This is a genomic window from Frankia sp. Hr75.2 (assembly GCF_949319125.1).
Taxonomy (GTDB): domain Bacteria; phylum Actinomycetota; class Actinomycetes; order Frankiales; family Frankiaceae; genus Parafrankia; species Parafrankia soli.
This window is the reverse complement of record NZ_CASGGV010000339.1, coordinates 1-26,752: the sequence shown is the minus strand read 5'-3', so window position 1 is coordinate 26,752 and position 26,752 is coordinate 1. Positions and strand designations below refer to the sequence as shown.

Sequence of the window (26,752 nt, the reverse complement as noted above, 5' to 3'; positions counted from 1 at the left end):
AGGTTGATCCCGTGGTGTTTGTGCTTGCCCGAGTAGTACAGCCGGTTGTGCGCGCGGACACGGTTGGTACGCACGACGGTGCCGTCGAGGATGAGGAAGTTGCTCTGGGTCCACGCGAACATCCAGACCGCTGCGAGCAGGCTGCGGCCACGGGTGGCGAGCAGCTCGACGGCCTCGCGGACGTAGTTGTAGACGGTGCCGACACTGACCTGGAAGCCTTCGGCGAGCTGCTCGTAGGTGTCGCCGTTGCGGAGGTGCGCGAGCACGAGGAGCGCCTGGTCGCGTGGCGGCAGCTTGCGCCAGGTCCGCCGCCGGGCGCGGTCGTCGGCCAGCAGGGTGGCGAGGAAGTTCAGGGTCGACTCGGACAGGGCGATGGCGCCCGGGTAGATTAGCAACGGAAGTCCTCGGTCAAGGGCACAGTGGAGTAGGCACCCTGTGATCTACCGGGGACTTCTCTCTTTCTCGCCACTACTTCAACAGGCGTCGCGCAACGCCCCCCACCGGGCGATCTTTCGGTAAGTCCGTCAAACATTCCGCGTGGGAACTCTGCGACGATTCAGTCAAAGCGAGATTGAAAAAGCTCATTGCCGGACCCGAACCTCGCCCGTCGCCCGGATTTCGCCGGACCCGTCCTGGCCGCAGGCCGTGATCGCCGCCGCGGCGGGGGATCGCGCGGTGCCGGGAACTGTGCGTGGTGGGACACCCGTAGTCAGCATGTCAGACCTCGCAGCGATACTGGTTGACATGTCGACCGGTGACGATGCGGTCGGGCCTGCTGTCGCTGGTGGGGCAGGTGCGGCCGGTGCGGGTGGTGTGGGCGGTGTGGCTGTCGCGGCGCCGCAGCCGTTCACGCACCTGAGCGTGCCCAACTCCGGGCTGTACCGGGAGGTGCTGACAGCCTTCGCGCGGGCCCGGGACCGCTTCATCGTGCACATGCGTCCCGAGGACGCCGCGGCCGACGTGGGCGGCGCCGTCCCCGCCGAGTCGATGGTGGCCGCTTTCGACCAGCTGGCGGTGTGGGGCAACCTGCGCAGGGACCCGGACACCGGCCGCGTGACGAGCGTGGAGGACTTCCACCGGGCCCGGTACCTGTACCAGCTGACCCCGGCGGGGCAGGCGGCCGAGGAGGCGATCGCGCTGTACGAGGCGGCGATCGGCCGTCGGGGCGCCCTGCAGTCGGTGGCCCTCGACGATATCGCGTCCCAGCTGCGTGCCCTGTTGGGGCTGGCCATGATGGAGGCGTCCGAGCTGGACCCGGCGAAGGTGCATCTGCTGCTGCTGGGGCTGGCGGAGCGGTTCACCGGCCTGGCGGACAACGCCCAGGCGTTCATGGCGTCGCTGCGCCGCGTCATCGACTTCTCGGACGGAGACGTCGACGCGTTCGTCGCCTACAAGCAGCGGCTCATCGACTACATCAACCGCTTCATCGCCGATCTCGCGAACCGCGGCGCGGAGATCGCCACGTTGCTCGGTGAGCTGGAGGAACGTGATGTCACTCGTCTGCTTGAGGTCGTGGCTCGCCGTGAGGCCAGCGACGCGCTGCCGGACCTGCCGCCGGACGCGCACATCGTCGCCGGTTCGGTAGCGGCTGACGGTCCGTCGTCGGCGGACGGTTCGCCGGCGGGCGCCGGTTCGGCTGACGGGCGCGTGGCGGCCGGGGGAGCGGGGGCGGCGTATGACGCCGCGGTCGAGGCGTCGCTGGTCGGATGGCGGAACAGGTGGCGCGGCCTGCGTGACTGGTTCGTGTCGACCGATGCCCGCCATCCCTCCCAGGCGAGGCTGCTGCGCGGTGCCGCCGTCACCGCCATCACCCAGCTCATCGACACCGTGGCCGCCCTCAACGAGCGCCGCTCCGGCCGTTCCGACCGGTCGGCCGACTTCCGCGCGCTTGCGCGTTGGTTTGCCGAGGCGCCGGATGACGCGGCGGCGCACCGGCTGTGGCGGGCCGCCTTCGGGCTGGCCCCGGCCCGGCACCTGACCGTCTCCCAGGAGACCGTCTCGGCCTGGCAGGAGGACGAGCCGTCACCCGGCACGCCGTGGCGGCAGGCACCGCCGGTACGGATCAGTCCCCAGCTGCGCCGCACCGGGTCGTACGAGCGGCGTGGTGCCCCGAACCGGGTTGCGGACCGGGCCGAGCAGCGCCGCCTGCTCGCCGAGCACGCGGCCAGGGAGGCGGGGCAGGCCGCGGCCGCCAGAGATCGGCTGGCCCTCGGCCGGCCGGTGCTGCTGTCCGATCTCGGGCTTCTCGACCGGCAGGCGTTCCGTCTCTTCCTCGCGCTGCTCGGGGATGCGCTCGCGGCCCGGCTGCCGGGTGAGGGGGCGGTGGAGACGACGTCGGGTGACGGCACGATTCTGATCCGGCTGTCCGTGGTGCCAGGCGGCGGCACGGTGTCTGTGGAGACCGAGGACGGTGTGCTGCGCGGGCCGGAACACCTCGTCGAGATCGTCGATCTGACCGTGCCCGCGCCGATACCGGGATGACGACGGACCCTGTCACGGCGGATACCCGCGCCGCGCGGCGGCGCGCGATGCGGGCTCTGCTGGCCAGACCCCTGCGTACCTCGGCGTCGGACGACGAGGTGCTGCAGCTCATCCGCCGGCACGCCCCGGCGCTGCGTGAGTGGCTCGCCGCCGAGACGGGCTGGCGGCTGCTGGTGGACTCGGATTCCGCCAGGCTGTTCAAGACGGTCGCCACGACCGGGGAGGCGACCTACCCGGCACGGGACGGCCGGGGCAGGGCGCCGTTCGGGCGGCGCCGCTACGTCCTGCTGTGCCTGGCACTGTCGGTGCTGGAGACCGCGGACGCCCAGATCACGCTGGGCCGGCTGGCGGAGGGCGTGCTGGTCGCGGCGAGTGACCCGCAGCTGGCCGCTGTCGGTGTCGCCTTCACCCTCAGCCGCCGGGACGAACGTTCCGACCTGGTCGCGGTCGTCCGGCTGCTGCTCTCCCTGGGCGTGCTCGAGCGCGTCGCCGGCGACGAGGACGCCTACCTGAGCGACAGCGGGGACGTCCTGTACGACGTCCGCCGCCGGGTGCTCGCCTCACTCCTGGCGGGCACCCGCGGACCGTCGACGATCGAGGCCACGGACCTGGAGGCCCGGCTGGCGGAGCTGACCCACGAGCCTGTTCCCGACACCGAGGACCTGCGCAACCGCGCGCTGCGGCACCGGCTGACGCGCCGGCTGCTGGACGAGCCCGTCGTCTACTACGACGAACTCGCCGAGGACGAGCGTGCCTACCTGGTCAGCCAGCGCCACGCCATCACCAGGCGGATCGAGGAGGCCACCGGGCTGCTCGCGGAGATGCGGGCCGAGGGGATCGCGATGGTCGACCCCGACGACGACCTCACCGACGTGCGGATGCCCGAGCAGCGCACCGACGGACATGTGACCCTGCTGGTCGCCGAGTACCTGGCGGACCGGCTCGGCCAGGGCACGCCGGTGCCGCTGGCCCGCCTGCGCACCTTCGTCGCACAGATGGCGGTCGAGCACGCCTCCTACTGGCGGCGTGGGGTGACCGAACCCGGCGCCGACGCCGAGCTTCTCGCGGTGGCGCTCGACAAGCTCCGAGCCCTGCGGCTGGTCGCCGACGCACCCGGTGGTCCGGCGGGCCCGCCGGCGGTCCTGCCCCGCCCGGCGATAGCCCGCTACGCACTCGACGCCCCGACGATCCGTGACCGGCAGGCCGACGGCACCGGCACCGGCATTGGGCCGGCCAGCCCAGCACGCAGGAACAGGAAGGAGACGCGGCGGTGAGCAGCGAGACTCCCGGGGGTGACATGGCGATCACCGCAGCCAGGTCGTCCGCGGTCAGGTCGTCCGCGGACCCGGCCGCGGTGGCGTCCGCGCCGTCGCCCGGGACGTCGCTGCCTGCTCCCGGCCGGGACCGTTGGCAGCCGCTGCGTGCCGGACTCGTCGACCTCTTCTACTACGACGTCGAGGAGTTCCACTTCCACGACGGCCGGCTGCTGCTGCGCGGCAACAACGGCACCGGCAAGTCGAAGGTGCTGGCGCTGACGCTGCCGTTCCTGCTCGACGGGGAACTGGCCGCCCACCGGGTCGAGCCCGATGGCGACCGCAACAAGCGGATGGAGTGGAACCTGCTGCTGGGAGGCCGCCATCCGCACCCGGAGCGGCTCGGTTACGCCTGGCTGGAGTTCGGCCGGACCGGCCAGGACGGTGTCGCCGAGTACCGCACTGTCGGAGCCGGGCTGAAGGCGGTCGCCGGCCGGGGCATCGCCCGGCACTGGTTCTTTGTCACCCCCCAGCGGGTCGGCGCTGACCTGTCCCTGGTCGGCCCGACGCGGGTGGCGCTGACCAGGGAGAAGCTGAAGGACGTCGTCGAAGGCCACGGCCAGGTGTTCGACACGGCCTCCCATTACCGGCGGGCGGTGGACGAGGAGCTGTTCGGGCTTGGCACCCACCGATACGAGGCGCTGGTCAATCTCCTGATCCAGCTCCGTCAGCCTCAGCTGTCCAAACGGCCTGACGAGAAACTGCTGTCCCGCGCGCTCACCGAGGCGCTGGCGCCGCTGGACCCCGCGCTCGTGGCCACCGTCGCCGAGGCGTTCCGCGGCCTGGACGAGGAGCGGGAGGCGCTGCGCGCGCTGACCGAGGCACAGGCGGCGGCGCAGGCGTTCCTGAGCCACTACAGCCGCTACGCCCAGGTCGCCGCCAGGCGGCACACCGCGCCACCGCGGCAGGCGCACAGCCGCTATGAGCAGTACGGCCGGGAGCTGGGCGAAGCCGAGGAAGCCCACCGGACCGCGCAGGCGGCGCTCGACACCGCGCTCGCCGAGCTGGACGCCCTCGACGCGGCGAAGGAGATCCTGACCGCCCGGCGTGAGGCGCTGCGCGAAAGCCCGGAGATGCGCAGCGCGGCGGCGCTGAACACGGCCAGGCAGGACGCGTCCCGGCTCGCCCAGCTCGCCAGCCAGCGGACGGAGGCCGCCACGCAGGCGGCACGGTCGGCCGACAGCTGGCAGCGCCGGCTGGCCGAGGCCGCCACGGCGGTCGACGACGACCAGACCGCGTTCGACGGAGCCGTCGGGGAGGCCGACGCGGCGGCCGGCGCCGCCCTGCTCGCCGACAGGCACCCTGCGGTGCTCGACGAGCTGGCGCGGGAGCAGCGACCGTATGCCGGCGCGCGGCGGTCCGGTGAGGCCGCCGTCGACGCCCAGGACGCGGCGGTGAGCCACCTCGAACGGCTGCTGCGCGGGGCCGATGACGCGGCGGCGGCGGCGCGGGCCGCCCGCACCGAACTCGACCGGATCATCGGCGAGCGCCACGCCGTCGCGGAGCGGATCGCGGCCGCCGAGGACGTTCTCGCCCGACGCGGCGCCGACCTCGTCGCGGCCTGCACGGCCTACCTGGGGCGCGCCGAGCAGTTGCGGCTGCCCGACCCGGACGGGATCCTCGCGGCACTCGCCGGCTGGGTGGAGACGCTCGACGGCCGCAGCCCGGCCGCGGCGGCAGTCGACGACGCGGTGCGGGAGACGACTGCCCTCCTCGGCCGCCGGCAGGCCGCCGTCGACGCCGAGAAGGCGGCTGCCCGGGCCGAGCTCGACGCGCTGACGGAGGAGATCGCACGGCTGGTGGCCGGCGGCCATGACGTGCCGCCCACCCCGTACACCCGGGACGGGTCGGGACGCGCCGGCCGTCCCGGCGCCCCGCTGTGGAAGGTTGTCGACTTCGCCGCCGGCGTGCCCGACGAGCACCGGGCCGGCATCGAGGCGGCGCTGGAGGCGGCCGGCATCCTCGACGCCTGGGTCGGCCCCGACGGCAGGCTGCGGGACGCCGTCTCCGACGACGTCCTGGTCACCGCCGGCTTCCCGACGCCGGGCGGCGGACTGGCGACGGTGCTCGTTCCGGCGGTGGACCGGGCGGACCCCGCCGCCGACGCTCTGAGCGACCAGTCCCTGGCCGACCTGCTGGCGACGATCGGCCTGCGCGGCTCCGACCGGCCGAGCGGGCCCGACCGGCCGAGCGGGCCCGACCGTGCTCCGGACGGTTCCGCCAGCTGGGTCGGGGTCGACGGCAGCTTCGGCAACGGAACGCTGACCGGATCGTGGCACAAGCCGGCCGCCGGCTACATCGGAGAAGGCTCCCGCGAGGCGGCCCGGCGGGCCCGGCTTGGGCGGCTGCGCGCCGACGCGGAACTGACCGAGGAACGGCTGACGCGGTTGGCCGCGGCCGGGGCCGAGCTGGCGGACCGGCTCGAGGCACTGGCCGCCGAGCACCGCGCGTTTCCCGCCGACACCGATCTGCGTGACGCCCACGCGACGCTCAGCGCCGAGCATGCCACCAGGCGGCGCGTCGACGCCGACCACGACCATGCCGCCGCCATCGCGGACCGGCGCCGGCAGGTCGCCGCGCAGGCGCGGGAGCAGGTCGAGGACTTCGCTGCCGACGTCCGCCTGCCCGTCGAGCCGGCGGCCCTCGCCTCGGTGCGCCGGGCGCTCGGCGACTACCGGACCGCACTGGCCAGGCTGTGGCCTGCCGCGACCGCGCTGGCCAGGTCCCGCACCGCGGCGGCGGGGGCGAGCGCGGAACTGGCCGAGGTGACGGCCCGGCACCGGCAGGCGGCCGAGGAACAGGCCGAGGCCGAGGCGCAGGCCGACGCGGGGGCCGAACGGCACCGGGTCCTGGCCGAGACCGCCGGCGCCGCCGTCGACGAGCTGTTCCGCAAGCTCGCCGCCGTCGAAGCCGAGCTCGCCGACCGCGACCGGCGGGAGAAGGCGGCGCGGGCCGCCGAACGAGCCGCGATCGACGCCCGCGGCAAGGCCGACGGCCGGCGCGAGACCCTGCGGGCCTCCATCACCGCCGCGGCCGCCGAGCGGGAGAGCGCCATCGCGAGGCTGCGGGCGTTCGCGGCGACCGGACTGCTCACCGTCGCCGTCCCGGACCTCGACCTCCCCGACACGTCCGCCGTGTGGGCGCCGAACCCGGCGATCACACTCGCCCGCGCCGTCAACGCGGCCCTCGGCGACGTCGACGACTCCGACCGGCGCTGGGAGCTTGTGCAGCAGCGTGTGTCGGGCGAGCACAAGATCCTCACCGACGCACTGTCCCGGCACGGCCACTCGGTCGGGATGACCGTCGCCGACGGCGTGATCGTGGTCGACGTGCTGTTCCAGGGCCGCCGGCAGGACGTCCCGGAACTCGTCACCGCGCTCGCGGGGGAGACCGAGCAGCGTGCGCTGCTGCTGTCCGCCAAGGAACGTGAGGTCCTGGAGAACCACCTGGTCAACGAGGTCGCCAGTGCGCTGCAGGAGCTGGTCAGCGACACCGAGGAGCAGGTCGGCAGGATCAACACGAACCTCGCCGAGCGGCCCACCTCGACCGGGATGCGGCTGCGCCTGCAGTGGCGGATGGCCCGCGGCGCGCCGGCGGGCCTCGGCCCGGTGCGGGACCGCCTGCTGCGGCAGACGACCGACGCGTGGAGCGCCGCGGACCGGGCGACCGTCGGCGCGTTCCTCCAGGAGGAGATCAGCCGGGAGCACAGCGCGGACGCCTCCGGCGGCTGGGCGGAGCAGCTGACCCGCGCCCTGGACTACCGCCGCTGGCACGAGTTCGCCGTCCAGCGGTTCCAGGACGGCCAGTGGCGCCCGGCCAGCGGCCCGGCATCTGGCGGGGAGCGGGTGCTCGCCGCCTCGATCCCGCTGTTCGCCGCCGCCGCGTCGTTCTACGACTCGGCCGGCGACCGGCGGGCGCCCCGCCTCATCGCTCTGGACGAGGCGTTCGCCGGGGTGGACGACGACTCCAGAGCCAAGTGCCTGGGCCTGCTCGCCACCTTCGACCTGGATGTCGTGATGACGAGCGAGCGGGAGTGGGGCTGCTACCCGCAGGTCCCCGGGCTGGCGATCGCTCAGCTGTCCCGGCGGGACGGGGTGGACGCGGTGCTGGTCACGCCGTGGAGGTGGGACGGCCGCGAACGGACGCGGCTGGATCGACCGTCGACGTACCTGCCGGCGCCGGCGGCACAGCCGGAGGTGGCCGCGGCCAGCCGGCGGGCCCGCGACGAAGAGCATCTTCCTCTGTTCGGCGAGCATCTTCCCGTCGGCGACGAGCGTCTTCCCCTCAATGGCGACCCTCTTCCTCTCGGCGATGAGCCTCTGCCACCCGGCGGCGAGCCGATTCCGCACACGTGAACGATGCCGACCAGCCGGGCGACCTCGAGCGGCTGCGGCGGCTGCTCGGCGGCGAGGAGACGGCATGGCTGCTCGCCCGGGCACGCGGCCGGCTGGAACGGGGCAGGCCGCTCACCGGGACGGTCACGCTGGCCCGGGCCACCGCGGACCAGCGGCGGGCCGCCGAGCGCCTGCTCGGCCGGCGGGCCGGCGCCGGCAGCTCGCTGTCGGTATCGCTGGACGACGTGGACGCCGTGCTGCGCGCCAGCGGCGCCGCGTCCGGCGGGCTCGAGGCCGCCGTCACCCTGCTGACGGGGCAGGTGGCCAACCTTGCGGCGCAGGCCGCCGCGGATGCCCGGGAGTGGTCGGCCGTCCGCGGCCCGTTGGAGGAACTGGTGTCCCGGCGTCCCGTACTCGCCCCCTGGCTGTTGTGGCTGGACGGCACCGGGATGCTGCGCCGGCTCGCGGACGGGCCAGATGCCGCGTCCGCGCTGGTGGCTGATGCGGTGCGGGTGCTGGAGGTGCTGCCGTCGCCCGGCGTCGCGCTGGGCCGGCTGGCGGCGAGCCGCGCCGGCGACGCGCACGCGCTCGACGAGGGCCGGCCGCTGACCACCCTCGTGCTGGCCGCCGTACGGGTGCTCGGCGGCTCCTCCCCGACCGGCGTCGGGTCAGCCGCGGGGCGGCGGGCCGCCTGGGCGGCTGTCGGAGTGCACCACGACGAGCTGTCGTCCACCGCGCTGTGCCTGGGCCTGCCAGGCGGCTCGGTGACCCCCAGTGGGCGGATGCTGGCCGCCGCCCGCGAGGCGGGCGAGCCCTGCGTGCTCACCCTGCGTCAGCTCGTCGGCCGCCGCGGGGATCTGGGCGACCTCGGCGTGGGCTCCACGATGGTCTTCCTGTGTGAGAATCCGATCGTGGTCGCCAGCGCGGCCGACGAACTGGCACACCGGTCCCCGCCCCTGATCTGCGTCTCCGGCCAGCCCTCGCTCGCCGTCGTGACCATGCTGGACGCGCTCGCGGTGCGGGGAGCGCGGTTCGCCTACCACGGCGACTTCGACTGGGGCGGCATCCGCATCGCGAACGGGCTGCTCGAACGGGTCCCGTGGCTGCCGTGGCGCTTCGACTCCCGCTCCTACGAGGCAGCCCTGGCGATGGTCGAAGGCGGCAGGCTGATGGGCCGCCCGGCCGACGCGTCCTGGGACCAGGGCCTGCGCCCGGCCCTGGAACGCCACGCGCGGCGGATCGACGAGGAACTCGTCCTGCCCGACCTGCTCGCCGATCTCGCCGCCGCGACGACCCGACGGTGAAGGTCTTCCACCTCCACTCGACTGTCTGGCGCCTCGTGGCACGCGATCGTTTCGTGAGACACCCGCATCTCCGGGTCGTCCGGGTGATCGATCGTGAGGCGGTGGGAGATCTGCTGCCTACCTGTCCGCTGGCTTGGCCGTGCCGTTCGCGGGTGCGTCAGGCGCCGGTGCGCCGGGCGCGGTGGGCGCGCCGGGCGCGGCCGGGGTGGAGCCCGGCGCGCCGCTGGAGAGCAGGGAACGGGCCAGTTGCAGGCCTGCCGCGCCCTGTGACAGCGTCTGGGTCAGCACCTCGCCCAGGCCGGCCGCGCCGTTGAGGACGATCAGCTGGTCGACCGCGCCGAACGGTTTGGCCGCGGCCTCGACGATGGCCGGCCACTGCTCGGCGAGCTGCTGGCCGATGACGGCGTCCTGGTTGACGGCGAGCGCGTCGGCGCGGGCCTTGATCGCCTCGGCCTCGGCCAGGCCGCGGGCCCGCATCGCGTCACCCTCGGCCGAACCGACGGCCCGCTTGGCGTGGGCGTCCGCGTCGCCGATCGCGCGGGTCGAGGCCGCCTCGGCGGTCGCCAGGACCCGCACCTGCTGCGCCCGGGCGTCCGCCTCCGTCCGGACCCGGGTGGCGTCCGCGGCGGCGGCCAGCTCGATCTGGCGGGCGGCCGCCTCGGCCGAGCTGATCTGGGCGTCACGGGTGGCGCGGGCGAGCGTGGTCTGCTCGTAGGCGCGGGCGTCGGCCGGCTTGCGCACGGACACCTGTAGACGCTGCTCCTCCAGCTCGGCCTCGAGCTGGGCCACCTTGGTCTGCTCGACGACGACCTGCTGGTGCGCGGTGGCCTCGGCCAGCGGGCCGGCCTGGGTGGCGCGGGCCGAGGCCTCGTCGACCTCAGCCTGGAACCCGGACTGCTTGATCGAGCTGTTCCGGTTCGCCTCCGCCTTGAGCGCCATGGCGATCTGCTCCTGCTCGGTGGCCTCCCGGTCGGCCTCCGCCTCGGCGATCCTGGCCTGCGCGGCGACGGTGGCCACGTGCGGGCGCCCGAGGTTGCGGATGTAACCGGTCGGGTCGTCGATCTCCTGCACCTGCAGCGAGTCGACGATCAGGCCGAGCTTCTCCATCTCGGTTCCGGAGCTCGCCCGGGTCAGCTGCGTCAGCTTCTCCCGGTCCCGGATGAGGTCCTCGACGGTCAGCTGGCCGACGATGGCGCGCAGATGGCCGGCGAAAACGTTGTGCACCCGGGTGTCCATCTTGTCCTGCTGGTCGAGGAACCGGCGGGCGGCATTCGCGATGGACGCGTAGTCGTCACCGACCTTGAAGATGACCACACCCCGGACACCGACCGGGATTCCCTGCTGGGTGACGCATTCGATGCCGAGCTGGGCGGCCCGCAGATCCAGGGACATCCGGCGGACGGTCTGCACGCCCGGCGGTACCAGCACGCCCTTTCCGGTGACTATCTTGAATCCCAGGCTCTCGGCCACGGCGTCGTTCGGGTCCTTGTACGCCCGCATCCCGGAGATGATGAGTGCCTCGTTCGGTTCGGCCACCCGCCACATCAGTTTGAACAACGCGACGGTCAGCACGGCGCCGACCGCGACCGAGATGAGGATGATCATCATGTTGCCTCCGCTTCACCCCACGGGAGATCTGGTCAACGGGCGTCAGCCGGCCCGCGGCGGGGCACAGCGGTTGGCGCGCCGGGGCACCGTTGGCCGGTGGGTGGCCACGACCGCGGTCACAGCCTGATCACCAGCACGGTGCGAGGAGGGAAATACTCGACGACGAGAACGCGCGAGCCGACGGCGAAGGTCACCCCGTCGTCGGCCGCATAAGCGTGGAATGCCTCGGAGCCGCCCCGTACCGCGAGCATGACCTCACCGACCATGCCCGGGGCTATCTTTCCCGTCACCCGTCCTGTTTTGCCGATCACTGCCTGGTCGGCCATCGGCCCCTCCACGCGACAATTAATGATCGTAGGCTTTCCCGGTCGACTGGCAATGCCTGTGCCCGGCGAAAAGCTGTCGTCAGCGCGACTGTGGCCGCACTTCACAATCATCGCAGGTTGTCAGGTGGATGGCGGTCCCGTGCGCCGGCCGGTGGGAAGTCGGGACCGGCTCCCCGCCCGGTGACGGGGTCTGGCCGCGCGAGGTCTGCTCCGCCTGGGATTTGCCGTGCGGGGCCTGGCGGCCGGGACGAGTGGGCGGGGTGACCACCCCGCCCACTCGCCGCGGCGAAGCCGGAGCCCGCGCCGTCAGGCGTTCGGGTCGAAGGAGATGCCCGCAGGCATCGCGCGCTCGAGGTGGTAGTTGAAGTTGCCGTCCTTGAGACCGAAGACCGCGCTGCCGAAGTTGGCCGCGCTCAGCGCGTCACGGACCCCGGCCGGATAGCCGTTCCAACCGACCAGAGTCGGGTAACGCCAGGTGTGGAGCTCGTTCTCCGGCGGCTCGTCGCCCGAGTTGGCGAGACGGAAGTCGTGGGTGCCGACGCCGTCCTTGTGGTAGACGATCTTCGGGTGGTTGCCGTCCCAGCGGACCTGGCTGCGGGGGTAGACGTTGAAGCTGCCGTGGGCCGAGGCGGAGACGTACTGGGCCTGGTTGTTCTGCACCCAGACCACGACATGCTCCCAGTCGTGCCGGTGGCCGCCGATCGTCGCCTGGTCCTTCTCGAAGTAGAGGCCGTACAGAATCGCGCACCAGCCGTTGTTGCACTTGTAGCGGGCGTAGCCGTTCGTGTTGTTGAGGTCTGCCAGGTCGTGGCAGCCACCGTTGAGCGCGCCGGACGGGTTGAGCCCGCCGTTGACGGCTCCGTTCGCCCCGATGGCGGGCGTCGGGTAGCACCCGTCGGTGTCGTAGTCGTAGGCCGGCTGGTACGTCTGTTCCATGGTGTCGGCGTTTCCGGGCAGCGCGGCCGGGGGTGCCGCGAGCGCAATCGTCGGAAGCGCGACGACGAGCGCCAGGGCGCCGCCGATCACGAGCGAGAACCGGCGGATGCGCGTTTTCTTCCTCACCACGTCCTCCTGGTCGACCGCAGCATGGGCAGGGCGGTCGGATGGGCATGCTGCCTCCAGCATTTCGGCTCCCCCCGACAACCGCGGCCGGGCCGGGTTTCCCCGTGATGAAGCGTCGGCCAATACTGGGAATGAACGCGCAGGTCGGCATCGCGCCGTCCCCGGCCCGCCCGGCGTTACAGTGCTGGCGCCGGGCGGTTCACCTGGTTCGATGCCGGGGAAGCGCCTGCGAACTCCGCGGCGGGAGATCGCCGCGACGCTCCGGCGGGAGCCCCGGTCCGGGCTCCCGCCGGCCTGGGGTTAGAAGACGCCGATTCCCGCGGCCTCGTTGCGCTTGCGCCACTCCTCGCGCGACATCCGGGTGACGTCGACATCGGCGGCCAGCCCGCGCAGCGCGCCCACGGTGGCCTGCTCCCTCGGCGTGTGGGAGAACGGGTCCCAGCCGAAGAAGCGGCTGGCGTTCTCCCAGGTGATCTGGTGGATCTCGTCGTCGCGGCAGCCGGCCTGCTGGAGCTCGTTCCAGGCGTGCTCGGGTGACTCGGGCCAGGTCGTGTCGGTGTGCGGGTAGTCGCACTCCCAGGCGATGGTCTCGATGCCGATCTGCTCGCGCAGGCGCAGCCCGGCCGGGTCGGTGATGTAACAGGCCAGGAAGTGCTCCCGGAACACCTCGGAGGGCAGCTTGCCGCCGAAGTCGTTGTGGATCCAGCTCTGGTTCTGGAAGTGCCGGTCGACGCGGTCCAGGTAGAACGGGATCCAGCCGATGCCACCCTCGGAGAGGGCCACCTTCAGCTCGGGGAAGCGCCGCAGCGTCGGGCCGAAGAGCAGGTCCTGCGCGGTGAGCATGGTGAGCTGGGACGGAATGACGATCATGTGGTCGATCGGCACCTCGGGGGCGAGCTTGACGATGTCCCAGGCGCCGCCGATGTGCAGGCTGAGCACCATGTTCTCGTCGACGAGGGCCTGCAGCATCGGGTCCCAGTGGCCGGAGAGGAAGCTCGGCCAGCCCTGCGCGTGGGGGGCCTCCAGGAAGCTGATGGAGCGGCAGCCCTTCGCGGCGATCCGCCGGATCTCCTTCACCGCGAGCTCGACGTCCCACATCGGCACGATGCCGAGGGGGATGAACCGGCCCGGGTAGGCGCCGCACCACTCGTCGATGTGCCAGTCGTTGTAGGCCTGCAGCATGATGAGCGAGAGGTCCTTGTCGAGGGCCTCGGAGAACGTGCGGGCGTTGAAGCCCGCCATCGTCGGGAAGCACATCGAGGCGAGGACGCCGTTGGCGTTCATGTCGCGGACCCGCTGGTGGACCTCGAAACAGCCCGGACGTAACTCGGTGAAGGCGCCGGGGTTGAATCCCCACTCCTCCCGGTGCCAGCCGACGGTCGCCGCCATACCGAACGGTGTGGACGTCTTCTCGCCCTGGAACACCCACTCGTCGACGCCGGCCTCGTTCCGGACGACCTTCGGCACGGAATCGAGCCACTTCGCCGGGACATGGTTCTTGTACATGTCCGGCGGCTCGATCACGTGGTCGTCGATGCTCAGCAGAATCATGTCGTCCATGTGCATGGTCCGGATTCCTCTCGCTGTGGACCGATCCTGAGTGGACCGATCCGTGGTGAGTGGACCGGCCGTCGTGGACCGACTGGTCGTGACGGGAGGTGGGCCGCTGTCTCCGGTGGCGGTACCGCGCCCTCCGGCGCGCACGGGAGCCGGGTGGCCACCTCCCGTCGCCGAGCCGTGGTTGTGATCCTCGTCGCCCGGCGGGGCGCCGGGGGACGGACAATGCTAAGGATGGCAGCGTAATTCAGACCAATCCCCGGCGTCGACGTTCTGCCCGGTCAGGGATCCGTCCAGAACGGCCAGCCGTGGTGGCCGGGCCCGGCCGCTCCACCCGCTCTGCCCGGTCCGTCCGGCTGCTCCGCGCGCTTGTTCAGCCCCCGGGATCCGCGGGCCCGTCGGGGCTGGCGGTGGGGCTCACCGCGGGGGCGGGCGCGTCGGCGGCGTCCACGGGGTCGGGCGGGGTGCGGGCCTCGATCTCGGTCAGGTATCGCTCGACCAGGTCGATCGTCTCGCGGTGGCCCATGGTCATGCCCAGCGCGCCCTCCATCACCAGAACCCGGGAGACGCTCGCCATCAGGCACGTCACGACCACCGGCGGGATCGTGGCCGGATCGACTCCGGCGGCGGTCAGCACTCGCGACAGGGTGGCGAGCTCCGCCTCCCGGAACCGCTCGGCGTAGGCGGCGATCTCCGACCGGATGGCCTTCCGGTGGTTCGCGAGCGCCATGAACTCGACCATGAGGGTCGTGCCGCGCGAGTCCAGGTCGACGTCCCACAGCGCCCGCAGGGGCCGCGGCGAGGCCAGTGCGCGCCGCTGGCGCTCCAGGTTGGCCTCCGCGCCGCGCCGGAAGACGGCGAGGAACAGGTCGTCCATGGTGCGGAAGTAGTAGTGCACGAGGGCGGGCTTGATGCCGGCCTTCGCCGCCACCCGCCGCGAGCTGACCGCGGCGTACCCCTCCTCGAGGATGATCTGGGCCGTCGCGTCGAGCAGGGTCGTGCGGGTGCTCGAGTCCTCCGCGCCGAGGCGGCGGGGCGAGGTCATGCCGTCACCGCCGCGCCCGGGGCGCGGCCGTGTGGCGCGGCTGGTGCGGAGCGCGGTGTCCGTCCGGTGTTTCCTTGACCATTCGGCGGCATGGCGCTGTGCACCCGCCGAGCATAGCCTTCCGACTGGTCTGAACAACGGTGTCGCGCCATTACGCCGCGAGTGTCGGGAATCTCAACTATTCTTTCGTAACGTGACCGCCTCCGTATATTCGTCCGGCGGAGCTTTTGAACCCGTCGGCGTCGGCCTGGCACGGATGGCCGGCACAGCTGATGTGGCCGGCACAGCTGATGTGGCCGGCACGGCCGGCGCAATCGGCATGGTCGACATGCGGCGTGGGGCGCGGGTTCTCGGTGGCAGCCACCACTACGAAGGTGACCGGCTCGTCACCGGCTGGCATTCCCACGATCTGCACCAGATCGAGTACGCCATTTCCGGGATGGTCGAGGTCGAGACCGCCGGCACCCACTACCTCCTGCCGCCGCGGCAGGCAGCGTGGATCCCGGCCGGTCTCGAGCACCGGGTCACGATCAACTCGGCGGTCCGCTCGATCGCCGTGCTGTTCGACCCCCGGCTGATCGACCGGCCGGGGGACCGCGCCCGGATCCTCGCCGCGCCGCCGCTCGTCCGGGAGATGATGATCTACGCTCGGCGCTGGCCGATCACCCGCCCGAGCGGTGATCCGGTGTCCGACGGCTTCTTTCGCACGCTCGGCCACCTCGTCGTCGAGGCGCTCGGTCACGAGGCTCCGCTGAGCCTGCCGACCTCGACCGATCCGGTCGTCGCCGCGGCCATCTCCTACACCCAGCGCCACCTCGACGCGGTCTCCGTGGCCGAGGTCGGCCGGGCGGTCGGCGTCTCGGAACGGACCCTGCGCCGCCTGTTCCGCACCGCCCTCGGCCTCTCGTGGCGGCACTACCTGGTGCAGGCCCGGCTGCTGCGGGCGATGGCGCTGCTCGCCGACCCCACCCGGTCGGTGCTCGAGGTGTCGACCGCCGTCGGCTTCGAGAGCCCGAGCGCCTTCGCCCGGGCCTTCGCCCAGTACTGCGGCGAGCGCCCGTCGGCCTACCGGCAGCGGATCGGGGTGGTCCCTCCGGCCCTGGCCCCGGTGGGACGGCGTCCGCACCGCGGCGGGCGCTGACCACCCGGCGAGCCCGGCGACGTGTGCCCGCGACCAGCTCGGCGACGGACGTATGGACACTATGTATACCGAACTAGTTGACAAATGGTGCCTCCAATACCTACGTTCTGACCATGGCCGAGCACCCGCGCCTTGTTCGTCGTGCTCATGTTGACCTCCGCCGCGTCGCCAGCGCGCTCTGTCTGCCGGTCGGCTGACCGCCCGCCACTGCCCGGAACGCCGCGGGCCGTAGGCCGCGGGTCGCGCCACGCGGGTAGTGCTCCCGTGGCGTCTGCCGCCCCCGGTTACTGGCCGCGTCTCCCGCTGAGCCGAACCGTGCCGCGCACACACCGCCAGACATCCGCGTACTCCCGCCGCCGGTGCGGGAGGCGCCCCACCGTGCAGGCCTTCGACGGTCGTCGACCCGGTGGGTCGACACGCGCGTGAGGAGGATCTCCGTGCCCATCCGGAGCGCGAACCCGCCCACCATCTCGCCGACCGGCCTCGCCGGGCCCGGAAACGATCGCAGGGACACCTCGAAAGGCGCCGGATCGGCGGCGGCCGTGCTGCGCGCCGTCCTCGATCACGGGCCCGTCGCGAGGGGGTTCATCGGCACCGCGACGGGTCTCAGCCCGGCCGCGGTCTCACGGCAGACCGCCGACCTCATCTCGCTCGGGCTGCTGCGGGAGCTGCCGGTCGCTGCCGGCGCGCCGCGGGCGGGGCGGCCGAGCGTGCCGCTCGACGTCGACACCGACACCCACCTCGCCTGCGGCGTGCACATCGCCGTCCCCATGCTCACCTTCGGAATCGTCGACCTGCGGGGCCGGGTGGTCGCCCGCGAGGAGCTGCCGCACCGGGGCGAGGCCGACGACACGCTTTCGACCATCGTTCGGCACCTGCCCGGATTCCTGCGCCGGCACGCCGGCCACCGCCGGGTCCTCGGACTCGGCGTGGTCACGGGCGGCCACGTCGACGCACGGACCGGCGTCGTGGTCGAACACGAGCCGCTGGGCTGGCGGGACCTGCCGTTGGGCCCGCTGCTGGCCGCCCGCACCGGCCTCCCGGTGAGCGTGGACGGCCATGCCCGTGCGCTGGCTCAGGCGGAGATCCTCTTCGGTGAGCCGCGGGCCCGGGCAAGCCTGGTGCACCTGTTCGTGGGCCATGTGGTGGACGCGGCCATCGCCACCGGCGGAGTCGTGCATCACGGCCTTCGCTCGGCGGCGGGCGGGGTGGCGCACCTGAACCTGCCCGGGGCCGACCTGCCGTGCTCCTGCGGCGGCCGGGGCTGCGCCCAGACCGCGCTGTCGGACCGCGCGCTGCTCGTGAAGGCCGTCGAGCTCGGAGCCATACCGCGACCGGAGGCCGAGCTCCTGCTGGGGGCGGCCCGTGCCGGCGACGACCTCGTGGTGGGACTGCTGCGCCAACGGTTGCGGGGGGTCGCCAGGATCGCCGCGACGCTGCTCGACATGCTGGACCCGGAACTCCTCGTCCTGACCGAGATGTCCGCGATCTACCTGCCGCACCTGCTCCCGGACCTGTACGAGGAGATCGCCCGGCTCTCGCGCGCGTGCGGGGACCCGGAGCGGGTCGTGCGCCCCAGCAGCTTCGGGACGGACGTGCTCGCCGTCGCCGCGGCGGCGACCGTACTCGACTCGGTGCACCGCAGCCCGCGCACGGTGCACACCCGCCGCGACCGGCAGGCCGCCAGGGCGGCCGAGTGGTCACGACCCCCGGTAGCGGCTCCGTAATATTTCCATCCGATCGGAAATCATTGACCTGGCGAATTAACCGAGCAACAATGGAATTGTGAAGGACGCCGCCGGGCAGCGCCCCGTGGGAACTCGGGGGAATGTTCTCCCGGTCTCCGTGGATCGATGTACGGCTCCGGGTGGGCGCCGCTCCGGCGGCTTCTTCCGGCGTGGCTCCCACTGTTCCGTCCTCGTCCAGCGCTGAATTTCCACCATCCCCGGTGGATTAATGCTGGCCGGGGGAGTGTCGCGCCGCACCGGTGACCCGTAACCGCGCTCCATTGTCAATCTCTGCCCGCGCTGGTTGCCGGGAGGATGGTTGGCGCGCGTATTCGGGATGATTCCCGAAACCGGTGCCGGCATGTTCTCGACCGCCTTTTCGGGCGGTCCTTCTCCCGGTACCCGTACGCATTCGCGATCCGAAGGGAAATGTGACGATGACCAGTCAGGTCCAGACACTGATCGACGTCCGGCCGTTGTCCGGATACACCGGCGCCGAGATCCACGGCGTCGACCTGCGGGAGGAACTCGACGACGCGACCATCGCCGAGATCCGGTCCGCGCTGCTGACCTGGAAGGTGGTGTTCTTCCGCGACCAGAACCTGGACCACGCCCAGCAGGTGGCGTTCGGGCGGCGCTTCGGCAAGCTCACTCCCGCCCACCCGCACGAGACCGCGCCCCCGGAGGGGTTCCCCGAGATCCTGCCGATCGACAGCCGGCGCTACGCGCAGCTCTTCGGCAACCGGAAGGTCACCTATGACAACGGGTGGCACACCGACGTGACGGCGCTGGTCAACCCGCCCGCCGGGTCGATTCTGCGCGCCGACATCGTCCCGCCCTACGGCGGTGACACCGCCTGGACGAACCTGGTCGCGGCCTACCAGGCCCTGCCCGAGCCGCTGCGGACGCTGGCCGACAGCCTGCGCGCGCGGCACAGCTTCAGCCTGCCGATCTTCGACGGTGGCGAGTACGGGAAGCGGATCGCCTCGAACCCGCTGGTCGCCATCCACCCGGTGGTCCGGGTGCACCCGGAGACCGGCGAGCGGGCCCTGTTCGTCAGCCCCAGCTTCACCGCGCGTGACAACGAGATCATCGGCCTGTCCGCCCGGCAGAGCCACCGTGTCCTCGAGTTGTTCTACGAGCAGATCGCCCGGCCGGAGTTCACGGTGCGGTTCAAGTGGAACCCGGGTGACATCGCCTTCTGGGACAACCGCGCCACGGCGCACCTCGGGCCGTCCGACCTCGGTCATCTCGACTTCGACCGGGTTCTCTACCGGGTGACCCTCGAGGGCGACGTCCCGGTCGGTGTCGACGGGGCGGAGTCGGAGCTGGTCGCCGGCCAGCCGTTCCTCGGCTCCTGACCGTCGCCCGCGGCGTCCTGAACCCCTGACCGCCGGCGCCGACCCAGTCGGCGCCGGCGGCTCCTGCCACCTGGAGAGACCCATGCACCATCGACGGACCCGTGGGCGGCGGCTGGCGCTCGCGTCCGCCGGCCTGGCCACCCTGCTGACGGTCGGCCTCGCCGCGTGCGGCGGCGGCGACTCGGACCCGGCCGCCCCCGCGTCCGGCGGAAAGGCCGGCACGCTGCGGATCGGCGACCAGAGCAAGTTCCTGGAGCTCCCGATCACGCTGTCGGGCGCGGGCCGTGACACCCCCTACAAGCTGAACTGGAACAACTTCGCCGACGGGCCACACATGAACGCCGCGTTCAGCGCGGGCCGGCTCGACGTCGGTTTCATGGGCGACACGCCGGTCCTGTTCGCGAACGCCGCGGACGCCGGAGTGGTCGCCGTGGCCGTGGCGGAGAACAGGGTGAACAGCCAGACCATCTTCGCCTCCGCCGGCTCCGGCATCCACAGCCTCGCCGACCTGAAGGGGAAGCGGGTCGCGTTCACCCGGGGGACCTCCCTGCACGGCTATCTCCTCAACCAGCTCGACTCGGTCGGGCTCACCCAGGACGACGTCACCCCGGTCAACGTCCCGGCGGCGAGCCTGCCCGCCACCTTCTCCTCCGGAGCCGTGGACGCCGTGGTGTACGTCCGCCAGTTCGGCGCGGCGGTCACCGCGCAGAGCGCCGGGTCCTACGAGGTGGAGACCAAGCCGCTGCCGCAGTACTCGGTGCTGCTCGCGGCGAAGGACGCGCTGGCGGACCCGGCCCGCCGCGAGGCGGTGCGGGACTTCGTGCTCCGCCTCTCCCGGGCCTCGGCGTGGCCCAAGCAGAACCCGGACGAGTGGATCCAGAAGTACTACGTGGAGACGCTCAAACAGGATCCGGTCGCTGCGCGGAAGTACTTCGAGAGCCTGCCGGAGAGCAGGTACACCCCGGTCACGGCGGCGTTCGTCGACAGCCAGCGGACCCAGGCGAAGCTGCTCGCCGACGTCGGGGAGCTGCCCCCGTCGCTGAACGTCGACGACGAGGTCGACAAGGCGTTCACCACCGAGCTGACCGCGGCGTTCACCGCCGCGAGCCTGCCGACATGAGCACTCTCCGCCCACGGCAAGTCGAAGGGAGGACGACATGACCGAGGTCATCGGTGAAGCCGCTCCCGCGCCCGGCCTTGTCAACGTGCCCGTGACGTCCGGGGTGCCCGTGACGTCCGGGGTGCCCGTGACGTCCGGGGTGCCCGTGACGTCCGGGGTGCCCGTGACGTCCGGGGTGCCCGTGACGTCCGGGGTGCCCGTGACGTCCGGGGTGCCCGTGACGTCCGGCGTGCCGGTGGCGTCCGGCGAGCCCGCTGGCGCCGGACCTGACGGGCCCGGGGCTCCCCTGCTCGAGGATCCGACCGGCAAGCGGAACCGCGCGCGGCGCGCACGGGCCGTCCCGTCGTGGGCGCGTCGACTGGCCGGTCCGGCGCTGCTGCTGCTCGGGTGGTTCGCGGTCACCGGATTCGACCTGGTCAGCGACCGCGCGTTCGCCTCGCCCGGCGCGGTGCTCGACGCTGCCCGGGAGCTGTGGGGCTCGGGCGAGCTGGCCGACAACCTCGGCGTGTCCCTCTACCGGGTCGGCTGGGGATGCGCGCTCGGGGTGGCGATCGGCCTGGCGCTCGCCGTGATCGCCGGCTTCTTCCGGTTCGGGGAGGACGTCGTCGACTCGGCGATGAACTTCCTGCGCACCATTCCGGTGATCGCCCTGCTCCCGCTGATCATCGTGTGGATCGGCATCGGCGAGGAGGCGAAGATCTTCCTCATCACCGCCGGCGTGGTCTTCCCGATCTACATGAACACCTTCGCCGGGATCCGGAGCGTGGACATCAAGCTCGTCGAGGCGGGCCGGGCCTTCGGGCTCGGTCGGGCCGGTCTCGTCCGGCGGGTGATCATTCCCGGTGCCCTCCCGGGCTTCCTGGTGGGGCTGCGCTGGTCCCTCGGCGTCGCCTGGCTGCTGTTGGTGTTCGCCGAGCAGGTCAACACCGACTCCGGCATCGGCTACCTGCTCAACAGCGCCCAGGCCTGGAACCGGACCGACATCATGGTGCTCTGCCTGGTGATCTACGGACTCCTCGGTCTGCTCTGCGACGGCTTCGTCCGCCTGCTCGAAAGGAGCCTGCTGTCATGGCGACGCGGATTCTCCGGGACCTGACCGGTGCCGACGAGGCGGCCGCGGCGATCCGGGTCCGCGGGCTGACTCGGGTGTTCGGCGACCACGTCGTGCTGGACGGTCTCGACCTGACCGTCGCGCCCGGCGAGTTCGTGGCCCTGCTGGGGCGCAGCGGGTCGGGCAAGAGCACCCTGCTGCGGATCCTCGGCGGGTTCGACGACGAGGTCAGCGGCGAGGTGCTCGCCGCCCGCCGGCGCGCGGTGGTCTTCCAGGAGCCGCGGCTGCTGCCGTGGACGCGGGCGCTGGGCAACGTCGTCCTCGGCCTGCCCGGCGCGGACGTCGACCGGCGCGGGCGCGCCGCGCTGGCGGAGGTCGGGCTCGCCGGGCGCGAGCGCTCGTGGCCGGTCACCCTCTCCGGCGGCGAGGCCCAGCGGGTCGCGCTGGCCCGTGCCCTCGTCCGCGAACCGGATCTGGTCATGCTCGACGAGCCGTTCGGCGCGCTCGACGCGCTCACCCGCATCCGGATGCACGCCCTGCTCCAGGAGCTGTGCCGCCGGCACCGCCCCGCCGTCCTCTTCGTCACCCACGACGTGGACGAGGCGATCCTGCTGGCCGACCGGGTCCTCGTCCTGACCGACGGCCGGCTCTCCCTCGACGTCCCCGTGGGCCTGCCGACTCCCCGGCCCCGGGCCCATCCCGCCTTCGCCGCCCTGCGCGCCCGGCTGCTCACCGAGCTGGGCGTTCGTGACCTGGCCGAGGCCGCAACCTGACACCCCGACGGGGCCGTGGTCTGCGGCGGCCGGGCGCGGGGTAGGCAGGCCGGTATGCGCACAGGCCGAGGCATGCTCATCGTGGCGTCACTGTCGCTCGCGGCGTCGGTCACCGGCTGCGGTGGGTCGGACGGACCGGCGGACCAGGCCGTGTCGGCTCCGCCGGGCCCGCCGGTCGTCTCCGGGACCAGCCAGCCGCCAGCCGCGTCCACCGCGCGGCCGACCGCCGTGACGGGCTCGACCGGCCCGTCCGCCGGGATCCCGGTCACGGGTGCCGGCGGTGCCGGGCCGGCCTGCGTGTCCACCGGCCTCGCCGCGTCCCTCGAGGACGTCCAGGGCGCGGCGGGTCACGTCTACGGGCGGATCGTGCTCAGGAACACCGGTCCCGGCACCTGCTCGGTCGTCGGCTACCCCGGTGTGTCGGTGGTAAACGCCACCGGTGGCCAGGTCGGGGCGGCGGCTGACCGCACGGGGCCGGCGGGCACCCCGGTGACGCTGCCACCGGGCGGCAGCACCGGCGCGACGCTGGCGATCACGCAGGCCGGGCTGCTTCCGGGCTGCGAGGAACCAGGTCAGGCGGTGCGGGGCGCGAATCTGCGGGTGTACCCGCCCGACGACCGTGGGAGCCTGCTCGCGGCACTGCCGGCCGGTGTCGAGACGTGTCGGGATCCGGCTGTGCACCAGCTCGCGGTCGGCGCCTTCGGCCAGCCCTGACCGTCCCGGTCAACCGGCGCGCGCCGCGCCGCGTCCGGTGACGATTCCGCCCGGCGGTCGAATTCCGGGGCGGGTGCCACCGAAAGGGGCGGCGGGCCAGCCCGGACCAGCCGGCCGGGTTACGGTCTCCAACGGTGGCACGCCGCCGCCCGGTCGCCGAACCCGTCCGCGAATTCTTCTCCGCTCGCCTTTCGAGGCGATGCGCGCCGGTGCCGGTTCCAGCGTCGTCGTCCTGGCGCGCCGGCTCGGCGGATTTTCCCCGGCCCCTGCCCCGGTTGCCACCGCGCCGAATCCGTGGAGTGAAATCGGAGCAGAGAGCGAGCCAGCAGTCGATGGACCGCATCCGCTTCCTCAACGCGTTCGACACCGCCCTGCTCGAATACCAGCTCCTGCACGCCGACGTGCCGATAAACGTGAACTGCCTGCTTCTCGGTACCGGACCGGCTCCTGGAATCGACGAACTGCGCGCTTTTGTCGCCGAGCGCCTGCGCCGGTTCCCGCTGTTGACCGAGCGGCTCGTCTGCCTGCCGGGGCGCCGCGCGAGATACGGCTGGCGCGCCGATCCCGAGGTCGACCTGGACTGCCTCGTCCGCGAGCACCCGGTGTCGTCGGCCGCGCCCGCACCCCCGTCCGTGGACGGGGCCGCGGCGGCACCGGGGTTCGCCGGGACGGCGCTGCGCGACTTCGTGGAACGGCTCAGCGGCGCGGTGGTGCCGCTGTCGGGGCCACCGTGGCAGCTGTGGCTGCTGCGCTCCGCCGACGACACCGAGTTCGCCCTGTTCTACCGGGCCAGCCACATCCAGCAGGACGGCACGGCGAAGAACCTCGTCCTCTCGGCCCTGTTCGGCATCGGTACCGACCCGATGGCGTTCGTCCCGCCGCAGCGGCGCGAACCCGGTCGCGCCCGGGCCCGGGAGGTCGGAGCCGCCGCCGCGCGCTCCCTGCGGTGGCTCACCCCCGCCGCCGGGTCGGCGGTCCTCGCGGCTCCGTGGGCGGGGCGGACCACACACAGCTGGGAGACGACGTCCCTGTCGCTGCTGCGCTCGATCGGCGCCGCGGTGGGCGGCACCGTCAACGACGCCTTCCTGGCGGCGCTCGCCGGCGCCCTGCGACGGTGGACCGGCGCGGACGGCGCGGACGGCGCGGACGGCGCGGACGGCGCGGGCGGTGCGGGCGGCGCGGCCGGCGCTGGCGGCATGGTCAGGGCGGGGGGTGCGCTGTCCGGCCGGGCCGGTGGGATGGCGGTCGCGATGGCCGTCAGCACCCGCCAGCCGGGGGAGCGCGCGATGCTCGCGAACTTCGTGGCGGGTGCCCGCGTCGTCCTGCCGTGCGCCGAGCCGCTCCCACTCGGCCGCCTGTTCGCGGTACGTGACCGGACGGATCGTCTCAAGCAGGGCGGCACGCTCGGCCTGGGCGAGCGCCTGCTCTTCGAGCTGCTGCCCGCGCGGGCCCGGCCCCGCCTGTTCGGCGCCGGGCTGAGCGGACGTTCGTCGGTGCTGTCGGTGTCCAACCAGGCCGGGGCGCCGGGCCCACTGGCCGCGGCCGGACGGCCGATCACGACGGCCGTGCCCGTCCCGACCCTGTTCCCGGGCGAGCGGCTCGCCTGCCACCTCAGCGGCCTCGGTGACACCGTGAGCGTCGGGACGGCCGCGGACGCCGCTCTGCCCGGATCGCGCGATCTCGCCCGGCTGTGGGCGGCGGAGGTCACGCTGCTCGCCGACGCCGTCCGGGCGTTCGCCGGGAACCGGGCGCTGCCATGACCCGGACGCCGGCCCCGCGCCGGGCCCGGGCTGTGCGAGGGGGCTGGCTTGTGCCGGGGGGCTCGGCTGGGCGGGTGCTGCCGGCGGTGGCGATGCTTGTCGCGGCCTGCGTCACCCCGGCGGCCGCGCGTGCCGGCGGGCCGGCACACGGCGCCACCGAGCTGACCGTGGCGTCCGCCGCCGCCTCGGACCGCCTCGACCACGTGTCGGTCCGGCTCCGCGACACCGGGCCAGGCCCCGGGGACGGCTACGCGCTGACCGGCGCCGCCGGCGACGCGACCGAGGGCGGGATCGCCGTCCTCGACGACATCTGGGAGCAGCGGACCCGGTCCGTGGGCGGCGCCGCCGAGCTGCGCGGCGGCGCGACGATCACCATCGCCGCCAGCCGCGACGCCGCGGCCGACCGGCCGTGGTCGGGTTCGTGGGCCCTGCGGGACCCGTCCGCCGGGATCGAGATCACCGCGGACGTCCGTGGTGAGGTGCTGCGGCCCGCCGACGGAACCGCCACCTGGTCCGGCCCGGCTCGTGTCCGCGGCCTGGACGCCGCCAGCGGTCCCGGGCGGCCCTCGACGGCCGAGATCACCATCGTGGACGGCGTGCCTGATCCCGGTGACCACGTGGTCCGGCTCCGGCACGCGGGCGTCGACCGGTGGGCGGCGGTGCGGGTTCCGGTCGAGGCGCCGGGCGGCCCGCTCCCAGCGTTGTTCCACTTCCCGGGGATGTTCGAGACCCCGGCGGTGGCGGAGCTTACGGGCCGGCTGTCGTCGTCCGCCGACCGCGAGCGTTACCTCCTGGTGGTCCCGGCGCATGAGGGGATCGGCTGGCAGGGGGTGCCCGGCGGGGAGGACTCCCCGCCCGTCGACGACCCCGGGTTCGCCCGCGCGCTCGCCGACCTGGTGATCGCCAGGTTCGGGGCGGACCCGTCCCGCCTCTACGCCTCCGGCACCAGCAACGGCGGTCTGTTCACGCAGTCGCTCGCCTGCCGGGCCCGCGACCGCTTCGCCGCGTTCGCCACGGTGGCGGGGTCGGCGCCCGGAGCCGGATGTCCCGGCTACCCGCGGGCCCGGCCCGCCCCGGTGCCGATGGTGGTCCTCCACGGCGCCGACGACCGGGTGCTCAAATATGCGGAGGCGGCTGCCGGGGCGCAGGCCTGGGCACGGTCCGCCGGCTGCGCGGCGACGACCGTCGACACCCCCCTGCCCGACCGGGCCCCGGCCGACGGCACGACCGTCGTCCGCCACGAGTTCGCCGGCTGCCCGGCCGGCACGCCGGTGGTTCTCTACGAGATTGTCGGCGGCGGCCACACCTGGCCCGGCGGTGTCTCGTTGTTCCCGGTCGACGTGCTGGGTCGGGTCAGCGGCGATCTCGATGCGAACGCCGTGATCTGGAGCTTCGTGTCGCGGTTCCGACTGGGGAACTGACCGGCCGGGGCGTGGGCAGCGGTGGCCTGGCCGCTGGCGGGTCCGCCACTTGGCTCGAAGCAACCTTCGCGACGGAGGATCCCGCATACGCTGCGATCCGTGGGGAAATCCGGGCGGGGCGACGAGCTCACCCCGGGGGAGGCCCGGCGGCTCGCGCTCGCCGCCCAGGGGCTGATCCGTCCCCACGGGCCGGCCCCGGGCGGTGCCCGCGCCATCCGGAACCTGGTCGACCTGGTCGGCGTCGTGCAGATCGACTCGGTGAACGTGCTGGCCAGGGCGCACTACCTGCCCGGCTTCTCCCGCTTCGGCCCCTACCCGACCGACGCCCTGGACAGCCACGTACACATCGACCGCAAGGCGTTCGAGTACTGGGCGCACGAGGCGTCCTTCGTTCCTGTGTAGTGGCAGCCGCTGTTCCGCTGGCGGGCCGAGCGGGCGCTGGCGACCGAGCTCAGGACCCTGGCCCGCTGGCTGGAGCTGGACGGCATCGAGGTCGAGCCGCGGGGCTCGCTGGCCGGCGCCCTCGCCCGCGAGCTCGGGTCGCGCTCGGTGAGCGGAACGTCCAGCGAGCGCAGCGCAGTGTGACCGGGGTTCCCGGCGGGAGGAGCGCCCTGCGGCGGGGGTGCCTGGTGAGTGGAGTGCCCTGTTACAGGA

General features: G+C 73.1%; 21 protein-coding genes. 15 read left to right on the top strand and 6 right to left on the bottom strand.

The features are described 5' to 3' along the window. Positions 1 to 395 (bottom strand): transposase family protein (locus AC559T_RS33015; RefSeq protein ID WP_498871173.1); only part of this gene is annotated, 395 nt, incomplete at its 3' end. Positions 396 to 822: 427 nt separating this feature from the next. On the opposite strand from AC559T_RS33015, the gene AC559T_RS33010 reads away from it, so the two are divergent. Genes AC559T_RS33010 through AC559T_RS32995 form a run of 4 tightly spaced genes read left to right on the top strand, consistent with a single transcriptional unit; the run spans position 823 to position 9,432 of the window. Further along, positions 823 to 2,481, top strand: a complete 1,659-nt coding sequence (locus AC559T_RS33010; protein WP_112105343.1) for a TIGR02677 family protein — start codon at positions 823 to 825, stop codon at positions 2,479 to 2,481. Continuing rightward, positions 2,478 to 3,755: a TIGR02678 family protein gene (locus AC559T_RS33005; RefSeq protein WP_112105342.1), complete on the top strand. Its 1,278-nt coding sequence runs from the start codon at positions 2,478 to 2,480 to the stop codon at positions 3,753 to 3,755. The genes AC559T_RS33010 and AC559T_RS33005 overlap by 4 nt, the downstream gene beginning before the upstream one ends. Next, positions 3,752 to 8,149: a TIGR02680 family protein gene (locus tag AC559T_RS33000; protein ID WP_498871172.1), complete on the top strand. Its 4,398-nt coding sequence runs from the start codon at positions 3,752 to 3,754 to the stop codon at positions 8,147 to 8,149. The genes AC559T_RS33005 and AC559T_RS33000 overlap by 4 nt, the downstream gene beginning before the upstream one ends. Beyond that, positions 8,146 to 9,432, top strand: coding sequence for a TIGR02679 family protein (locus AC559T_RS32995; RefSeq protein WP_498871171.1), 1,287 nt, complete (start codon positions 8,146 to 8,148; stop codon positions 9,430 to 9,432). Before AC559T_RS33000 ends, AC559T_RS32995 begins: the two co-directional genes overlap by 4 nt. Before the next feature lie 117 nt (positions 9,433 to 9,549). On the opposite strand, the gene AC559T_RS32990 is transcribed toward AC559T_RS32995, so the two are convergent. The 5 genes from AC559T_RS32990 to AC559T_RS32970 all read right to left on the bottom strand — a co-directional run bounded on the left by AC559T_RS32990 (position 9,550) and on the right by AC559T_RS32970 (position 15,030). Beyond that, the gene (locus tag AC559T_RS32990) at positions 9,550 to 11,040 is read right to left on the bottom strand and encodes a flotillin family protein (protein WP_498871170.1); all 1,491 of its coding nucleotides are present in this window, start codon (positions 11,038 to 11,040) and stop codon (positions 9,550 to 9,552) included. 116 nt (positions 11,041 to 11,156) lie between these two features. Next, positions 11,157 to 11,366, bottom strand: coding sequence for an NfeD C-terminal domain-containing protein (locus AC559T_RS32985; RefSeq protein WP_498871169.1), 210 nt, complete (start codon positions 11,364 to 11,366; stop codon positions 11,157 to 11,159). 306 nt (positions 11,367 to 11,672) lie between these two features. Continuing rightward, entirely contained in the window at positions 11,673 to 12,428 is a 756-nt protein-coding gene (locus tag AC559T_RS32980; RefSeq protein WP_498871168.1) for an NPP1 family protein, read from the bottom strand. A 300-nt stretch (positions 12,429 to 12,728) separates the two neighbouring features. After that, the gene (locus tag AC559T_RS32975) at positions 12,729 to 13,994 is read right to left on the bottom strand and encodes an amidohydrolase family protein (protein ID WP_020458366.1); all 1,266 of its coding nucleotides are present in this window, start codon (positions 13,992 to 13,994) and stop codon (positions 12,729 to 12,731) included. Between the two features lie 364 nt (positions 13,995 to 14,358). Continuing rightward, positions 14,359 to 15,030, bottom strand: a complete 672-nt coding sequence (locus AC559T_RS32970) for a TetR/AcrR family transcriptional regulator (RefSeq protein WP_498871167.1) — start codon at positions 15,028 to 15,030, stop codon at positions 14,359 to 14,361. Between the two features lie 319 nt (positions 15,031 to 15,349). Between AC559T_RS32970 and AC559T_RS32965 the strand changes: the two genes are divergently transcribed. The 11 genes from AC559T_RS32965 (at position 15,350) to AC559T_RS32915 (ending at position 26,500) form a co-directional block, all read left to right on the top strand. Continuing rightward, complete coding sequence (locus AC559T_RS32965) at positions 15,350 to 16,171, top strand: AraC family transcriptional regulator (protein ID WP_020458368.1); 822 nt, start codon at positions 15,350 to 15,352, stop codon at positions 16,169 to 16,171. 113 nt (positions 16,172 to 16,284) lie between these two features. Then, on the top strand, positions 16,285 to 16,368 hold the full coding sequence (locus AC559T_RS32960; protein WP_368672142.1) for a putative leader peptide: 84 nt from the start codon (positions 16,285 to 16,287) through the stop codon (positions 16,366 to 16,368). Between the two features lie 240 nt (positions 16,369 to 16,608). After that, the gene (locus tag AC559T_RS32955; RefSeq protein ID WP_112109263.1) at positions 16,609 to 17,898 is read left to right on the top strand and encodes an ROK family protein; all 1,290 of its coding nucleotides are present in this window, start codon (positions 16,609 to 16,611) and stop codon (positions 17,896 to 17,898) included. A 437-nt stretch (positions 17,899 to 18,335) separates the two neighbouring features. Continuing rightward, positions 18,336 to 19,259: a TauD/TfdA dioxygenase family protein gene (locus AC559T_RS32950; protein WP_498871166.1), complete on the top strand. Its 924-nt coding sequence runs from the start codon at positions 18,336 to 18,338 to the stop codon at positions 19,257 to 19,259. A gap of 82 nt (positions 19,260 to 19,341) precedes the next feature. Continuing rightward, positions 19,342 to 20,379, top strand: coding sequence for an ABC transporter substrate-binding protein (locus AC559T_RS32945; RefSeq protein WP_498871165.1), 1,038 nt, complete (start codon positions 19,342 to 19,344; stop codon positions 20,377 to 20,379). 229 nt (positions 20,380 to 20,608) lie between these two features. After that, the gene (locus AC559T_RS32940; RefSeq protein WP_498871174.1) at positions 20,609 to 21,475 is read left to right on the top strand and encodes an ABC transporter permease; all 867 of its coding nucleotides are present in this window, start codon (positions 20,609 to 20,611) and stop codon (positions 21,473 to 21,475) included. After that, positions 21,448 to 22,203 (top strand): ABC transporter ATP-binding protein, encoded by a 756-nt coding sequence (locus tag AC559T_RS32935; protein ID WP_071059092.1) that lies wholly within the window; start codon positions 21,448 to 21,450, stop codon positions 22,201 to 22,203. Before AC559T_RS32940 ends, AC559T_RS32935 begins: the two co-directional genes overlap by 28 nt. 54 nt (positions 22,204 to 22,257) lie before the next feature. Continuing rightward, positions 22,258 to 22,917 (top strand): DUF4232 domain-containing protein, encoded by a 660-nt coding sequence (locus tag AC559T_RS32930; RefSeq protein ID WP_112109260.1) that lies wholly within the window; start codon positions 22,258 to 22,260, stop codon positions 22,915 to 22,917. Positions 22,918 to 23,216: 299 nt separating this feature from the next. Next, positions 23,217 to 24,677 carry a wax ester/triacylglycerol synthase domain-containing protein gene (locus AC559T_RS32925; protein WP_498871164.1) on the top strand — a complete coding sequence of 487 codons (1,461 nt, stop codon included), beginning with the start codon at positions 23,217 to 23,219 and terminating at the stop codon, positions 24,675 to 24,677. Between the two features lie 74 nt (positions 24,678 to 24,751). Then, positions 24,752 to 26,098, top strand: a complete 1,347-nt coding sequence (locus AC559T_RS32920; RefSeq protein WP_498871163.1) for a CE1 family esterase — start codon at positions 24,752 to 24,754, stop codon at positions 26,096 to 26,098. 99 nt (positions 26,099 to 26,197) lie between these two features. After that, on the top strand, positions 26,198 to 26,500 hold the full coding sequence (locus tag AC559T_RS32915; protein WP_498871162.1) for a DNA glycosylase AlkZ-like family protein: 303 nt from the start codon (positions 26,198 to 26,200) through the stop codon (positions 26,498 to 26,500). The last annotated feature ends 252 nt before the right edge of the window (positions 26,501 to 26,752 follow it).

Bases quoted from the DNA above. Each gene is read 5' to 3' on its own strand.
- AC559T_RS33005 (WP_112105342.1), top strand. From the start codon at position 2,478: ATGACGACGGACCCTGTCACGGCGGATACCCGCGCCGCGCGGCGGCGC.
- AC559T_RS32990 (WP_498871170.1), bottom strand. From the start codon at position 11,040: ATGATGATCATCCTCATCTCGGTCGCGGTCGGCGCCGTGCTGACCGTC.
- AC559T_RS32985 (WP_498871169.1), bottom strand. From the start codon at position 11,366: ATGGCCGACCAGGCAGTGATCGGCAAAACAGGACGGGTGACGGGAAAG.
- AC559T_RS32975 (WP_020458366.1), bottom strand. From the start codon at position 13,994: ATGCACATGGACGACATGATTCTGCTGAGCATCGACGACCACGTGATC.
- AC559T_RS32970 (WP_498871167.1), bottom strand. From the start codon at position 15,030: ATGACCTCGCCCCGCCGCCTCGGCGCGGAGGACTCGAGCACCCGCACG.
- AC559T_RS32965 (WP_020458368.1), top strand. From the start codon at position 15,350: ATGGTCGACATGCGGCGTGGGGCGCGGGTTCTCGGTGGCAGCCACCAC.
- AC559T_RS32960 (WP_368672142.1), top strand. From the start codon at position 16,285: ATGGCCGAGCACCCGCGCCTTGTTCGTCGTGCTCATGTTGACCTCCGC.
- AC559T_RS32950 (WP_498871166.1), top strand. From the start codon at position 18,336: ATGACCAGTCAGGTCCAGACACTGATCGACGTCCGGCCGTTGTCCGGA.
- AC559T_RS32945 (WP_498871165.1), top strand. From the start codon at position 19,342: ATGCACCATCGACGGACCCGTGGGCGGCGGCTGGCGCTCGCGTCCGCC.
- AC559T_RS32935 (WP_071059092.1), top strand. From the start codon at position 21,448: ATGGCGACGCGGATTCTCCGGGACCTGACCGGTGCCGACGAGGCGGCC.
- AC559T_RS32930 (WP_112109260.1), top strand. From the start codon at position 22,258: ATGCGCACAGGCCGAGGCATGCTCATCGTGGCGTCACTGTCGCTCGCG.